16 protein-coding genes and 1 pseudogene are annotated in these 14,284 nt (G+C 61.5%); 14 read left to right on the forward strand and 3 right to left on the reverse strand.

Annotated elements, in window-relative coordinates; genetic code table 11:
• The first annotated feature begins 44 nt into the window (after positions 1–44).
• Entirely contained in the window at positions 45–386 is a 342-nt protein-coding gene (locus tag ACPDZI_RS03610) for a hypothetical protein (RefSeq protein ID WP_016349513.1), read from the forward strand.
• A 95-nt stretch (positions 387–481) separates the two neighbouring features.
• On the opposite strand, the gene ACPDZI_RS03615 is transcribed toward ACPDZI_RS03610, so the two are convergent.
• A complete protein-coding gene (locus tag ACPDZI_RS03615) occupies positions 482–919 on the reverse strand; it encodes a PACE efflux transporter (protein WP_011704738.1) in 438 nt (145 codons plus the stop codon).
• A 124-nt stretch (positions 920–1,043) separates the two neighbouring features.
• Between ACPDZI_RS03615 and ACPDZI_RS03620 the strand changes: the two are divergent.
• Positions 1,044–1,923 (forward strand): annotated as a pseudogene (locus ACPDZI_RS03620) (LysR family transcriptional regulator).
• A gap of 13 nt (positions 1,924–1,936) precedes the next feature.
• Here ACPDZI_RS03620 and ygfZ read toward each other — a convergent pair.
• Entirely contained in the window at positions 1,937–2,842 is a 906-nt protein-coding gene (gene ygfZ, locus ACPDZI_RS03625) for a tRNA-modifying protein YgfZ (protein WP_268014387.1), read from the reverse strand.
• A gap of 113 nt (positions 2,843–2,955) precedes the next feature.
• Here ygfZ and ACPDZI_RS03630 point away from each other — a divergent pair, with 113 nt between their 5' ends.
• Both ACPDZI_RS03630 and ACPDZI_RS03635 read left to right on the forward strand, forming a co-directional pair.
• Positions 2,956–3,225, forward strand: a complete 270-nt coding sequence (locus ACPDZI_RS03630) for a succinate dehydrogenase assembly factor 2 (protein WP_005309363.1) — start codon at positions 2,956–2,958, stop codon at positions 3,223–3,225.
• Between the two features lie 19 nt (positions 3,226–3,244).
• Positions 3,245–3,622, forward strand: coding sequence for a protein YgfX (locus ACPDZI_RS03635; protein ID WP_438834037.1), 378 nt, complete (start codon positions 3,245–3,247; stop codon positions 3,620–3,622).
• Between the two features lie 78 nt (positions 3,623–3,700).
• Here ACPDZI_RS03635 and nadB read toward each other — a convergent pair whose 3' ends face one another.
• A complete protein-coding gene (gene nadB, locus ACPDZI_RS03640; RefSeq protein WP_139703178.1) occupies positions 3,701–5,308 on the reverse strand; it encodes an L-aspartate oxidase in 1,608 nt (535 codons plus the stop codon).
• Between the two features lie 182 nt (positions 5,309–5,490).
• Here nadB and rpoE point away from each other — a divergent pair, with 182 nt between their 5' ends.
• From rpoE to pdxJ, 10 genes are all read left to right on the forward strand, one after another.
• Positions 5,491–6,072, forward strand: coding sequence for an RNA polymerase sigma factor RpoE (rpoE, locus tag ACPDZI_RS03645; protein WP_005309371.1), 582 nt, complete (start codon positions 5,491–5,493; stop codon positions 6,070–6,072).
• Positions 6,073–6,094: 22 nt separating this feature from the next.
• Complete coding sequence (locus ACPDZI_RS03650; protein WP_076362668.1) at positions 6,095–6,685, forward strand: RseA family anti-sigma factor; 591 nt, start codon at positions 6,095–6,097, stop codon at positions 6,683–6,685.
• Between the two features lie 19 nt (positions 6,686–6,704).
• Positions 6,705–7,685 carry a MucB/RseB C-terminal domain-containing protein gene (locus tag ACPDZI_RS03655; protein ID WP_016349517.1) on the forward strand — a complete coding sequence of 327 codons (981 nt, stop codon included), beginning with the start codon at positions 6,705–6,707 and terminating at the stop codon, positions 7,683–7,685.
• A gap of 93 nt (positions 7,686–7,778) precedes the next feature.
• The gene (locus ACPDZI_RS03660) at positions 7,779–8,240 is read left to right on the forward strand and encodes a SoxR reducing system RseC family protein (RefSeq protein WP_011704746.1); all 462 of its coding nucleotides are present in this window, start codon (positions 7,779–7,781) and stop codon (positions 8,238–8,240) included.
• A 120-nt stretch (positions 8,241–8,360) separates the two neighbouring features.
• Positions 8,361–10,154, forward strand: a complete 1,794-nt coding sequence (gene lepA / locus ACPDZI_RS03665; RefSeq protein WP_016349519.1) for a translation elongation factor 4 — start codon at positions 8,361–8,363, stop codon at positions 10,152–10,154.
• 3 nt (positions 10,155–10,157) lie between these two features.
• Complete coding sequence (gene lepB / locus ACPDZI_RS03670) at positions 10,158–11,081, forward strand: signal peptidase I (RefSeq protein ID WP_016349520.1); 924 nt, start codon at positions 10,158–10,160, stop codon at positions 11,079–11,081.
• The gene (rnc, locus tag ACPDZI_RS03675; protein WP_011704749.1) at positions 11,082–11,753 is read left to right on the forward strand and encodes a ribonuclease III; all 672 of its coding nucleotides are present in this window, start codon (positions 11,082–11,084) and stop codon (positions 11,751–11,753) included.
• Positions 11,750–12,649, forward strand: a complete 900-nt coding sequence (gene era / locus ACPDZI_RS03680; protein WP_011704750.1) for a GTPase Era — start codon at positions 11,750–11,752, stop codon at positions 12,647–12,649. Before rnc ends, era begins: the two co-directional genes overlap by 4 nt.
• Positions 12,650–13,357 carry a DNA repair protein RecO gene (recO, locus tag ACPDZI_RS03685; protein WP_226032963.1) on the forward strand — a complete coding sequence of 236 codons (708 nt, stop codon included), beginning with the start codon at positions 12,650–12,652 and terminating at the stop codon, positions 13,355–13,357.
• 162 nt (positions 13,358–13,519) lie between these two features.
• A complete protein-coding gene (gene pdxJ, locus ACPDZI_RS03690; RefSeq protein WP_438834038.1) occupies positions 13,520–14,257 on the forward strand; it encodes a pyridoxine 5'-phosphate synthase in 738 nt (245 codons plus the stop codon).
• The last annotated feature ends 27 nt before the right edge of the window (positions 14,258–14,284 follow it).

Genomic DNA, 14,284 nt, shown 5'->3' on the forward strand with positions numbered 1-14,284 from the left:
AGGCAGAATGAGCGGGCTTGTTCCCATTCGACGTAAGGAAATGTATGACCCAACAGAATGAGCAGCAGAGAAACCGCATGTTGAGCCTGTTGCGCGAAGGTGAGCGCCGTATGTTGGTGCAACTGGCCGGTCTGCTGCGTACCAGTGCCGATGAAATCAATGCCGAGCTGGAAAAAGAGGAGCTGCTGGATACCCTCGAGCAACCGGTCACGGTGGAGTATCTCAATGGCGTGGTGCAGCACCATCTGTTCGAGCGCCTGCACAAGGGTGACATGGTCGCGGCCCAGCGACTGCTGACCCAGTACCAGAGCGACATCGAGGCCATGCTGACGCAGGAGTCGGCCGAGGCAGAGGCCCCGACCGAAGAGCTGAAGGCACAAGCCTGAACGCCGCGGCAGGCCCGCCGGGCTTGTCCTTCCCCAGCACCATCATGCCCCTTGCATGATGGTGCCTCGTTTTTCCTGCCGTTTTTTGCCGTCGTTCAACCCAGTGCGTTCTGCTGCCACTGGCCCGGGATCGGGTACACCTTGTCGTAGCTCCAGTTGTAGATGAAGGCGTAGACCAGATAGAAGGTCACGAAGCCGATGTTGAGCGCCAGAGCCGCCAGCAGGGCGAGATCCAGCCACCAGGCGATGACCGGCAGGGTCAGTGCCATGAAGCCTCCTTCAAAGCCGAACGCATGGACCACGCGCTGCCACAAGGTCTTGTGCGGGTGACCCTGGTACTTGAGCAGCAGCTTGTCGAAGCCGATGTTGTAGACATAGTTCCAGACGGTGGCCAGCACCGAGAACAGGATGGCCAGCGGCCCCATGTGGCTGAGCTCGATACCTGTGACCCAGCTGGCAAGGGGGGCGGCGATGAGCAGACCTATCACTTCAAAGCCGATGGCATGGCGGATACGGTCGTTGCGGGTACGCATAAATTCCTCTCTTTAAACAGGTATGTTGACTGACTGGTTGGCAATCTATCCCTATTTGTTGATAGTTTCACGTTGGTATCCATCGCTAAAATAGATAGATGACCGCATTTGCAGGAGCAGGACGATGAATCCATCGCTGGAACAACTCAGGGTATTGCTGGCCGCCGCACAGGCCGGCTCCTTTTCGGCGGCCGCGCGCCAGCTGGGCAAGGCGCAGTCGGTGGTCAGCACCGCCATCGCCAATCTGGAGATAGACCTGGGGCTCGAACTGTTCGATCGCAGCGGCCGTTATCCGGTACTGACCGAGGCGGGCGTACGCATCAGCCAAGAGGCGGGCATTTTGCTGGCCCAGAGCGAGCGACTGCAGGCCATCGCCGGTGAGCTGGCCACCGGCGTCGAGTCACGCCTCACCCTGGCCATCGACGATGACTCCCACCTGCCCTGGCTCGGCTCTGTGCTGGAGGGGTTCGCCACCCGCTACCCGACGGTGGAGCTGGAGCTGTTGTTTCCGTTGATGGAGGATCTCACCGAGATGCTGACCAGCGGCCGTGCCCAGCTCGGCATCAGCTATCAGAAGGAGCATCCGCAGCGGGAGATCGTCGCCCGCTCGCTGGGGGGCGTGCCTATGCCGCTGGTGGTCTCCCCCGAGCACCCGCTGGCCCATAAGTCGCCGCTGCGGGAGAGCGACCTGCAGGGGGCACGCCAGCTGATGGTGACGGGGCGGCGGGAAGGAACGGAGCGTCATCGTTTCCGCTTGTCGGCACAGGTGTGGTGGGTTGAGGGGGGATCTGGGGGTGCTGGAGCTGGTCAAGCTGGGACTGGGCTGGGCGGCGGTGCCCGATTTTCTGCTGCACCGGCCGCTGGCTCGGGGCGAGGTGGTGGTGCTCAAGCCGGACTTCATTACCCAGCCGGAGCTGGCGCTGGAGCTGCAGTGGCATCGCGCCCGCCCGCTCGGGCAGGCGGGGCGCTGGCTGAAGGAGGCCCTGCTGGCGCGGGCGCGCTAGCAGGTCTCTTCGCTTACTCGGTCAGCTGATAGGGAAGGGGCTGCAGGCTCAGGCTTGAGCCCTCCTCCTGCTTGAGCCGGAAGCGAGCGTCGGCCTCGGTGTCCTTGGGCAGCACGGCGGTGAGCCACAGCTCGCCATCCTGTTGCCAGGCGTTGAGCACCATGCCGCTGCGGCGCCAGTTGTCACCTAGCTGGATCTCCAGGGGATCGCCGCTGGCAACCGGTGTAGTGGCGGTACCGCTCAGCACGAACAGGGCGCGGTTGTTGGCGCCGCGATACTTGGCGCGGGCCACCGTCTCCTGCCCCATGTAGCAGCCCTTGGTGAAGCTGATGCCATCGAGCGCCTGCAGGTTGAGCATCTGGGGAATGTACTCACCCTGATGAACTGCTTCCAGATGGGGGATGCCGGCCTTGATCTCCAGTCCCCACCAGAGCGACTCGGGGCCGCTGGGCAGGGTCAGCGCCAGCGGCTGTTCGCTGACCAGCAGCCAGCGGTCGGCCTCGACCCGCACCGCCATGCCACCCTCGATGAGGCCGCTCTCCTGCAGGCCGTATTGCCCTGCGATCCAGCCATCGGTCCCCTGACCGGCCACGCCGACCGCCTGGCCGTGATTCTCGCTGATCTCGACCTTGGCAAAGATCGCGAACTTCTTGAGCTCGGGCAGCTGGCGGGCCAGCACCGACGGCTTGGTCAGCATCAGCAGGCGATCGCTTAGGCAGAGCAGGCGAAAATCGCTCCACAGCTTGCCCTTGGGATCGCAGTGGCCTCCCAGGGTGTGCTGGCCCGGCTGCAGGGCATTGACGTCACAGGTGACCTGACCCTGCAGGTATTTGGCGCGATCCGGGCCGCTCAGGCTGATGATGGCCAGATCGGTCAGAGGGAACAGGGTTGGCTCGGCGGGAAGGATTGGCAGGCTCACGATGGCATTCCAGAGACAGAAAGTATGTGACCTGCATGGTAAAGACGTAAGGAATGTTTGTCAGCCGGAAAATCCAGCTGGTACCATCGCCGGGTCTTTGTAAGGAGAGTTCCATGTTGAGCCCAATTGAAAAATCCCGCCTGAAGTGGGCCTGCCGCCGTGGCATGCTCGAGCTGGATGTGATCTTTATGCCTTTCTTCGAACATGAATTCGACGGTCTGAGCGAGGCGGATCAGCAGACCTTCATCCGCCTGCTGGAGTGCGAGGATCCGGAGCTGTTCCGCTGGAGCATGGGCCACGGCGTGCCGGAAGACCCCGCCTTCGCCGCCATGATCCCGCTGATCCTGGAACGCAATCAGGCCCGCCACGATCGCCAGCGTTGATCCATCCGTACGGGTGTCGATGCCCGTCACCGTCTCCAGACAGCAGCGTCTGCTGCTGTTGTCGCTGTTTCTGCTGATCCTGTGGCCGCTGGCCGCCCTGATCAACGGCTGGCAGTGGGCACTGTTGCTGCCCTGCTGGGGGCTGGGGTTGTGGCGCGCCTGGCTTGGCGCCAGCCGGATGAGCGGTGTGCTGGAGTGGGATGGGCAGTGGCTCACCTGGCAGGGTCGTCGTTATCTGCTGGGGACTGGCAGCCGCATCTGGCCCGGGGTACTCTGGCTGCAACTGGTGACGGCGGAGCGTCCCGTCATCCGGCTCTGGCTGTTCAGCGATGCGCTGTCGCCAGCTCATTACCGTACGCTGGCCCGCGCCATCCATTTCTCCCAGCCGACCCGCTAAGCTCTCTTCCCCATAAAACAGATGACCCCGCCGGAGCGAGGTCATCTGGATATTGCTTCTTATTGCTTGCTGCAGAAGTTAGTCCCGCTCTGGCGTCAGCACGGTCGGCTTGGAGTCCGGCTGCATGTCCGGGTAGTCCAGGTTGTAGTGCAGGCCGCGCGACTCCTTGCGTTGCAGTGCGCAGTTGACGATGAGTTCGGCCACCTGCAGCAGGTTGCGCAGCTCCAGCAGGTTGTTGGAGACCCGGAAATGGGCGTAGTACTCCTGCACCTCCTGCTTGAGCAGGTCGATGCGGCGCTTGGCACGGGCCAGGCGTTTGTTGGTACGCACTATCCCCACGTAGTCCCACATCATCAGCCGCAGCTCGTGCCAGTTGTGCTGGATCACCACCAGTTCGTCCGAATCTTCCACCTTGCTCTCGTCCCACACCGGCAGACGGGGCGGCTCCACGCTCATCGGCAGCTTGGCCAGAATGTCGGCCCCCGCCTGGTGGGCATAGACCACGCATTCGAGCAGGGAGTTGGAGGCCATCCGGTTGGCGCCGTGCAGCCCGGTGTAGGTCACCTCGCCGATGGCGTAAAGGCCGGGGATGTCGGTCTGGCCGTTGTTGTCGATCATCACGCCGCCGCAGGTGTAGTGGGCGGCAGGGACGATGGGCATCGCCTCCTTGGTGATGTCGATACCGACCGCAAGGCAGCGCTCATAAATGGTAGGGAAGTGCTTGATGATGAAGTCGGCCGGCTTGTGGCTGATGTCCAGATACATGCAGTCGGCACCGAGCCGCTTCATCTCGTGGTCGATGGCGCGGGCGACGATGTCCCGTGGTGCCAGCTCGGCCCGTTCGTCAAACTCCGGCATGAAGCGGCTACCGTCGGGACGGCGCAGGTAGGCCCCCTCGCCGCGCAACGCTTCGGTCAGCAGGAAGTTGGGGTCATCGGGGTGGAACAGGCTGGTGGGGTGGAACTGGTTGAACTCCAGGTTTGCCACCCGGCAGCCGGCGCGCCACGCCATGGCGATGCCGTCACCGGAGCTGACGTCCGGGTTGGAGGTGTACTGGTACACCTTGGAGGCGCCCCCGGTGGCCAGCGCCACGAAACGGGCACGGATCACTTCGACCTGCTCGGCGTTGCGGTTCCAGACATAGGCGCCCAGCACCCGGTTGCCGGGCAGACCCAGCTTGCGGGTGGTGATGAGGTCGACCGCGTTGAAGCGCTCCATCAGCTGGATGTTGGGGTGAGCGCGCACCTGATCGATCAGGGTGAGCTGCACAGCCTTGCCGGTGGCATCTGCCGCGTGGAAGATGCGGCGATGGCTGTGGCCCCCTTCGCGGGTCAGGTGATAGTGGGATTCGCCCTCGGCGTCCTCCTCCTGATCGAAGGGGACCCCCTGCTGGATCAGCCACTGGATGGACTCGCGGGCGTTGCGGGCGGTGAACTCGACCACGGCCGGGTCACACAACCCGGCCCCGGCGTTGAGCGTGTCGCTCACGTGGGATTCGATGCTGTCGGTCTCGTCGAACACGGCAGCGATGCCTCCTTGCGCATAGAAAGTGGCCCCTTCACTGATGGGCCCCTTGCTCAGAACCAGGACTTTGGCCTGGTCTGCCAATCGCAACGCGAGAGACAAACCGGCGGCACCGCTGCCAATGATCAGTACGTCGCAAAGGTATTCAACACTTGCTTTCATAAGTATCATTGGCCTGGATTAAGAACTGGCACCATGGTAGCCCAAGCGAGGGTGGTGATGCAGCCTGCGTCACATTTTTTTCAATGCAAGCGAACTTTCCCTGATTCCTCCTGTCTGAACTTGTGCGCTTAGGAAGGGCCGGAAAAGAAAAACGATAACCTGATGGGGGTTTTACGGCTCTGATGAGCGACCAGAATCTACTGGACGAACAGCTGGTTGAACGGGTCCAGCGTGGCGATAAAAATGCATTCAACCTGTTGGTAAAAAAATACCAGCACAAGGTGGTCAACCTGGTGGCCAGGTATGTCAACAACCCGGGCGATGTACCGGATGTGGCGCAGGAGGCATTCATCAAGGCCTACCGTGCGCTGCCGACATTCCGTGGCGAGAGCGCGTTTTACACCTGGTTGTACCGGATCGCCGTGAACACGGCCAAAAATTATCTGACCTCTCAAGGGCGCAGGCCGCCCAGCAGTGACGTAGAGGCGGAAGAGGCAGAATACTATGGCGGTGGCGAAGCCTTGCAAGAGGTGGCTACCCCGGAAAACCTGACGCTGACCGACGAGATCAAGCGCACGGTGTTTTCTGCCATAGAAGCTTTGCCGGAAGACTTGAGGACAGCTATCACCCTTCGCGAACTGGAAGGGCTGAGCTACGAAGAGATTGCCGAAATCATGGATTGTCCGGTGGGTACGGTGAGATCCCGCATCTTCCGGGCGAGGGAAGCAATCGATAAAAAGCTGCAACCTCTGATCGAGAATTAACTGGGGAAAGACAGGTTAACTTATGGCAACTAAAGAGCAACTCTCGGCCCTGATGGACGGTGACTTGAGCGATGTTGAGGTTCTGAACGAGCTGGGAACGGATCCGGCTCTGCAAGACACCTGGTCTCGTTACCACCTGATCGGTGATGCCATGCGGGGGGACCTGCCGGTCAATCTGCAACTGGATCTGAGCGACAGCATCATGGCTGCGCTGGAAGATGAACCCACCATCCTGGCGCCCAAGCCGGTGGAGAGCAAACCTGCCGCACCGCAGCCGGGTACCGCCAAGGTTGTGCCGTTTCTGCGCCGTGCTGGCCAGCAGGTGGGGCAATATGCCATCGCCGCCTCGGTCGCTGCCGCCGTCATCTTCGGGGTGCAGCAGTATCAGGGGCAGGATGGTTTGCCGACCAATCCGGTACTCAACACTATCCCCATTGGTGGCAGTGCCTCACCGGTGAGCGTGCACTACCCGCAGGATGGCAACCGGGCCACTGCGCGTCAGCAAGGGCTGAGCGATCAGCAGATGCAGGAGCAGCGCGAGCGCATCAATGCTTTCCTGCGTGACCACCAGTTGCAACAGCGTCTGCTGCAAGACAAGCAGATTCAGGAATAACGGATTTAGGGATCAGAACGTGCGCCAGTCCAGCCGTATTTTGCTGGCCTCTCTCCTGCTGATCAGTGCCAAGGCCTCGGCCGACGACAAGTCGGCCGAGGCCTTGTTGCAGCAGATGCAGAGTGCCGTCTCGCAACAGAATTTTGAATTGTCCATGGTCAAGGCCCGGCAGGGGCGCCTCGAACCCATCCGCTTCAGCCACGGCGTGATCGATGGCAAGGAGGTGGCCCATCTCAGCTATCTCGATGGCAAGACCATCGAGTATCTGCAGCGCCAGGATGAGTACACCTTCTTCGAAAATACCCACGAACCCTACACCCTCAAGGGCGCCCGCTTCCCCGGTGTGTGGGCGAGCCTGGTCAGGATGCCGCTGCCACGGGTGCTGGAGAGCTATGACCCCGTGCTGGCCGGTCGCAGCCGGGCGGCCGGGTTGGTGGCTCAGGTCGTGCGGCTGGTACCCAAAGAGGCCGACAAATACGGCTTCGTGCTCTGGATCGACGAGCAGAGCCACCTGCTGGTGCGGGTGGACATGGTGGATCGGGAGGGCAATCTGGTTGAACAGGTGCTGGGGGTGGATCTGGACAGGCTGCCTGCCCCGGCGCCCTGGCTGGTGAAGCTGGCTGGCAGCAAGCTGCCCCAGGCACTGGCACTGGAAGACGCCTACCCGGCGCCACAGCAGCAGCTGAACTGGCACCTGACCTGGTTGCCGGAGGGGTTCAAGGTGCTCTCGCGGGATCGGCATCAGCTGGTGACCACCAGCCTGCCGGTGGATTACATGATGCTCTCCGACGGGCTGGTGGATCTCTCGGTCTACGTTGCCCGGGTCGACCCCAAGCAGGCGGTGCGCCAGCAGTTGATCCGCCAGGGGGCTACTTCGCTGGTGAGCTATGTCAATGACGTGGGGGTCGAGATCACTGTGGTGGGGGAAGTGCCGGCAGACACCGCGAAACGCATCGCCGAGTCGGTGCAACCGCTGGCCCGCAACGAGACCGTCCAGTAGCTGCCGATGCACTGTTGCTTGCCCAATCCAGACAGTCATGTTCAGATTGGGTCAATCTCTGTCTAGTTAATGTGGAACCGTCTTGTGAGTGGAATGAGCGAAGAGCTGGCAACCGTAGTGGCCATTGATGGACAACATGCCTGGGTGGAGTGCGAACGGCGCTCCGCCTGCAGCGGTTGTCATCAACAGTCCAACTGCGGCACCGGCACGGTAGCCAAGGCGTTTCCGTTGCAGGCGCAGCGGCTGCGGGTGGCGCTCACCATCGAGGTGAGCGTCGGTCAGCAAGTGAGGCTCGGCATCCCCCAGGCGAGCATTCTGCAGGGAGCTGCGCTGGTCTACGTGCTGCCGCTGTTCTGTCTGCTGGCGGGAGCCCTGCTGGGGCAACTCTGGCTGGCTCCCTTGCTGTCGGCCGGGGAGGGGGTCACCATCCTCAGTTGCCTGCTGGGCGGCCTTATCGGATTTTCACTGGTTCGTTACTTTTCCAACCGGCTCGATCAGGGGGCTTATGGTCCCCGCATGCTGGGTGTGGTCCTGCCCACCCGCCACCTCTCCTGACACTGTCCAGGCCTGTATTTCTGGTGCTTCGTCGACTAAAGATTGGCCGTCGACCGGGTTATCCAGTAAAATCCTGCCTCCATATCCGGCCCTAACCTAATTTTGAGTGATTCTTGCTCGATGAAACACATTCGTAACTTTTCGATTATTGCGCACATCGACCACGGTAAATCGACCCTGTCGGACCGTCTGATCCAGACTTGTGGCGGCCTGTCCGACCGCGAGATGCAGGCTCAGGTGCTTGACTCCATGGACCTGGAGCGCGAGCGCGGCATTACCATCAAAGCACAGAGTGTGACCCTGAACTACCAGGCACAAGACGGTAACACCTACCAGCTGAACTTTATCGACACCCCTGGCCACGTGGATTTCTCCTACGAGGTCTCCCGCTCGTTGGCGGCCTGTGAAGGGGCGCTGCTGGTGGTGGATGCCGGCCAGGGGGTTGAGGCACAGACTCTGGCCAACTGCTATACCGCCATGGAAATGGATCTGGAAGTGGTGCCAGTGCTGAACAAGATCGACCTGCCGGCCGCAGAACCCGAGCGGGTTGCAGAAGAGATCGAAGACATCGTCGGCATCGACGCGGTCGATGCGGTGCGCTGCTCCGCCAAGACCGGCCTGGGTGTTGACCTGGTGTTGGAAGAGATCGTGGCCCGGATCCCGGCGCCGGAAGGTGATCCGGATGCACCGCTGCAGGCGCTAATCATCGACTCCTGGTTCGACTCCTATCTGGGCGTCGTGTCGCTGGTGCGGATCAAGAACGGTTCTCTCAAGAAGAACGACAAGATCAAGGTGATGAGCACCGGTCAGGTGTGGGGTGTCGATCGTATCGGTATCTTCACGCCCAAGCAGGTGGACACCATGGGGCTGGGTTGCGGCGAGGTAGGTTGGGTTGTCTGCGGTATCAAGGACATCCACGGCGCGCCGGTGGGCGATACCCTGACCCAGGCCAAGAACGGTGCCGAGAAGGCGCTGGCTGGCTTCAAGAAGGTGAAACCGCAGGTGTATGCGGGCCTGTTCCCCATCTCCAGCGATGACTACGAGTCGTTCCGCGACGCCCTCGACAAGCTCTCCCTGAATGATGCCTCCCTGTTCTTCGAACCGGAGAGCTCCACCGCGCTGGGCTTCGGCTTCCGCTGCGGCTTCCTCGGCATGCTGCACATGGAGATCATCCAGGAGCGGCTGGAGCGTGAGTACGATCTGGATCTCATCACCACGGCGCCGACCGTGGTCTACGAGATCGAGCTGACCGACGGTACCACCATCCACATCGACAGCCCGGCCCAGATGCCCGCCATCACCAGCATCAAGGAGATGCGCGAGCCGATAGCCGAGTGCCACATCCTGCTGCCGCAGGAGTACATGGGCAACGTGATCACCCTCTGTATCGAGAAGCGTGGTGTGCAGACCAACATGGTCTACCACGGCAAGCAGGTGGCGTTGACCTACGAGATCCCGATGGCGGAAGTGGTGCTCGACTTCTTCGACCGCCTGAAGTCCACCAGCCGCGGCTATGCCTCGCTGGACTACGGCTTCAAGCGCTTCGAGACCTCCGACATGGTCCGTCTGGACATCATGATCAATGGCGAGCGGGTTGACGCCCTAGCCATCATCACCCACAAGGAGAACGCCCAGTATCGCGGTCGCCAGGTGGTGGAGAAGATGCGCGAGCTGATCCCGCGCCAGATGTTCGACATCGCCATCCAGGCTGCCATCGGCAACCAGATCATCGCTCGCAGTACCGTCAAGGCGCTGCGCAAGGACGTGACCGCCAAGTGTTACGGCGGTGACGTGAGCCGGAAGAAGAAGTTGCTGAACAAGCAGAAAGAAGGTAAGAAGCGGATGAAGTCTCTGGGCCGTGTCGACGTGCCGCAGGAAGCTTTCCTCGCAATTCTCCACGTCGGAAAGGACTAATAGATGGCAAGCACGTTTTCCCTGATCCTGGTGGTGGTCTGCGCGATCACCGGTGTTATCTGGTGTCTGGACAAGATGATCTGGTCCAAGCAGCGGGCCGCCAAGATTGCCGTGGCCCGTGCCCACGGCGGCGCCCATCTGGACGAGAAAACCCTGGCCAAGGTGGCGCCGGTGCCGGTCTGGATCGAGCAGACCGCCGGGGTATTCCCAGTCATCACGCTGGTATTGATCCTGCGTTCGTTCATCTTTGAACCGTTCCAGATCCCGTCAGGCTCCATGATGCCCACCCTGCTGGTGGGCGACTTCATCCTGGTGGAGAAGTTTGCCTATGGCCTCAAGGATCCGGTGACCAACACCAAGTTCCTCGAGACCGGTGAGCCCAAACGCGGCGACGTGGTGGTGTTCAAGTATCCGCTGGATACCCGGGTGGACTACATCAAGCGCGTAGTCGGCATGCCGGGGGATCGGGTCATCTATCGCAACAAGGAGCTGATGATCCGGCCCAAGTGCGATGAACAGGAAGGGAAAACGTGCCCGGGCTTCCAGAAGCTCGACGTCAAGTTTGAACAAAGGGGTGAATTTACCCAGATGGGGATCCCGCTTGACCGCTATACCGAGCAGCTGGGCGAGGTGTCTCACGAGACCCTGCGCAACCCGCTGATGCCCGATATGGTCGGCCGTTACTACCGCCAGCCCGGCACCTACCCAGACGAATGGGTGGTGCCGGAAGGCCAGTACTTCGTGATGGGTGACAACCGTGACAACAGTACCGACAGTCGTTTCTGGGGCTTCGTGCCCGAGCAGAACCTGGTCGGCAAGGCGGTCGCTATCTGGATAAGTTTTGAATTCGAGCGCGAAGAAGGCTCCCTGCTGCCAAGCTGGGTACCGACAGGGGTGCGCTTCAACCGCATTGGCGGAATCAAGTAAATGAATATCAAGATGAACAGACTGCAGTCCCGTCTCGGGCATGTCTTTCAGGATCAAGAACTGCTGACCCGGGCGCTGACTCACCGCAGCGCCGGCTCCCGTCACAACGAGCGACTGGAATTCCTGGGTGACTCCATTTTGAGTCTGGTGATTGCCGATGATCTCTTCCACCGCTTCCCGCAGGCGGCGGAAGGGGATCTCAGCCGCATGCGCGCCACCCTGGTGCGCGAGAAGACCCTGGCTGAACTGGGCCGGGAGTTCGACCTCGGGGATCACTTGATCCTGGGACCGGGGGAGCTGAAAAGCGGCGGTTTTCGCCGTGAATCCATTCTGGCCGACACGGTCGAGGCGGTGATCGGTGCCGTCTATCTGGATACCAATCTTGAGACGGTACGGACGCTGCTGCTGGGCTGGTATGCCAGCCGCCTGGACGAGATCAAGCCGGGCATAGAGCAGAAGGATCCCAAGACCCGTCTGCAAGAAATTCTGCAGGGAAGCCGCAAATCCCTGCCGACCTACACAGTGACCAACGTCAAGGGCGAAGCCCACAACCAGGAATTCACCGTCCAGTGTGACGTGGAAGGCCTGGATGGTCCGCTGGTCGGGGTCGGCACCAGCCGTCGCAAGGCCGAACAGGCCGCAGCGCAGCAAGCATTGGAAAAACTGTCATGACAGATACCACTTATTGCGGCTTTGTCGCCATCGTGGGCCGCCCCAACGTGGGCAAGTCCACCCTGCTCAACAAGTTGCTTGGCCAGAAGGTCAGCATCACCTCGAAGAAGCCCCAGACCACCCGTCACCGGATCCTGGGGATCGACACCGAGGAGAACTACCAGACCATCTATGTCGACACGCCGGGTCTGCACATCGAAGAGAAACGGGCCATCAACCGCCTGATGAACCGCGCCGCCACCAGTTCGCTGGGGGACGTGGCCATGGTGGTGTTCATGGTCGATGGAACTCACTGGACCAAGGACGACGAGATGGTGCTCGGCAAGCTGCGCCACCTCAAGTGCCCGGTGGTGCTGGCAGTCAACAAGATCGACAACGTCAAAGAGAAAGAGGATCTGCTGCCGCACCTCGAGTGGCTGGGTCAGCAGATGAACTTCGCCCACATCCTGCCCATCAGTGCCGAGAAGGGCACCAACGTGGAGAAGATCCGCGAGTGGGCCAAGGATCTGCTGCCGGAGAACGTCCACTTCTTCCCGGAAGACTACGTGACCGACCGCTCCTCCCGCTTCATGGCCTCCGAGATCATCCGCGAGAAGCTGATGCGCTTCACCGGTGAGGAGCTGCCCTACTCGGTGACGGTGGAGATCGAGCGCTTCAAGGTGGAAGAGAACGGCCTCTATCATATCCACGGCCTGATCCTGGTGGAGCGCGATGGCCAGAAGAAGATGGTCATCGGTAACAAGGGCGAGAAGATCAAGACCATCGGTACCGAGGCGCGCCTCGACATGGAACGGCTGTTCCAGAACAAGGTGCACCTGGAGCTGTGGGTCAAGGTCAAATCCGGTTGGGCTGACGACGAGCGCGCCCTGCGCAGTCTCGGCTACGGTGACGACTGATTGCTGACCCCGGCTTTCGTCATCCACAGTCGGCCCTATCGGGAGACCAGCCAGCTGGTCGAGGTTTTCACCCAGGATAGTGGCCGTTTTACTCTGGTGGCTCGCGGTTCTCGCGGGCCACGCTCGCCTCTGAAGGGGCTGTTGCAACCCTTTACCCTGCTCACCATCGCCTGGCGTGGCAAGGGCGATCTCAAGAATCTCACCCAGGTGGAGTGCCCGGATCACTCCCTGCGGCTCGGCGGCGATCGCCTCTTCTACGGCCTCTATCTCAACGAGCTGGTCTATTACCTGCTGGAAGCCCACACCCCGTTCCCGGAAGTGTTTGACGCCTATGCCCGCGCCATCATGGCGCTGGCCGACGGCGAGACGCCGGAGCTGCCCCTGCGCCGCTTCGAATTCCTGCTGCTGCAGGCGCTCGGCTATGCGGTGGATTTCGAATACACGGCGGACGACGAGTCGCCCATCGAGCCGACCTTGCTCTATGGCTTCGAGCGTGAATTGGGCTTTGTCGCTTGCGAGCGGGCGCCGGATCCCCGTACCCTGTTTCTCGGCGCGCACCTGCTGGCCTTTGCCGAGGGGCGCTTCGACAGTCCGCCCCTGCTGCAGGCGGCCAAGCGTTTCAGCAGGCTGGCGCTGCAGCCCTATCTGGGGCGGCGCCAGTTGAAGAGCCGGGAGCTGTTTTTAAAACGCCGTAATAGCTTGGGTTAATCGCCCTGCGGCGTTAGCCGACATGGCAAGAATGTTACCTAGGTCCGATTACGCTGCGCTAATCGAACCTACGAGCTGCCACACACGTGACATATGGATATCGGCGCTGGCGCCAAGGCGGCAGTTGCACAGTTAACAGCGAAGAGTTTCAAGGAGTCCTCAATGAGTGAAATCTATCTGGGTGTGAACATCGATCACATCGCCACCCTGCGCAACGCCCGCGGCACCCAGTATCCGGATCCGGTGCAGGCCGCCTTCGTGGCCGAGCAGGCCGGAGCCGATGGCATCACTGTGCACCTGCGCGAAGATCGCCGCCATATCACCGACCGCGACGTGGAGATCCTGCGCCAGACCATCCAGACCAGAATGAACCTGGAGATGGCGGTGACCGAAGAGATGATCGGCATCGCCTGCCGCATCAAGCCCCACTTCGTCTGCCTGGTACCGGAGAAGCGCACCGAAGTGACCACCGAGGGTGGTCTGGATGTGGCCGGCCAGCTGGACAAGGTGGCTGACGCCGTGGCCCGCCTCTCTGCTGTCGGCGCTCAGGTATCCCTCTTCATCGATGCGGATCCGCTGCAGATCGATGCCGCCGCCGAGAGCGGTGCCCCTTTCATCGAGATCCACACCGGTCGTTACGCCGATGCCACCACCGATGCCGAGCGCAACGCCGAGTTCAAGCGCATCGCCGCCGGTGCCTCCTATGCCGCTGGCAAGGGGCTCAAGGTCAATGCCGGCCACGGTCTGCACTACCACAACGTCAAGGCCATCGCCGCCATCCCCGAGCTCTATGAGCTCAACATCGGCCACGCTATTATCGGCCGCGCCGCCTTCGACGGTCTGGCCAAGGCGGTCAGCGACATGCGCCTGTTGATGCAGGAGGCCCGTCAGGGGATCTGATCTGTCGGCAGGGGCTGGGCCCCGCGG

Origin of the sequence: Aeromonas oralensis (assembly GCF_049665575.1) — a bacterium.
GTDB lineage: Bacteria > Pseudomonadota > Gammaproteobacteria > Enterobacterales > Aeromonadaceae > Aeromonas > Aeromonas hydrophila.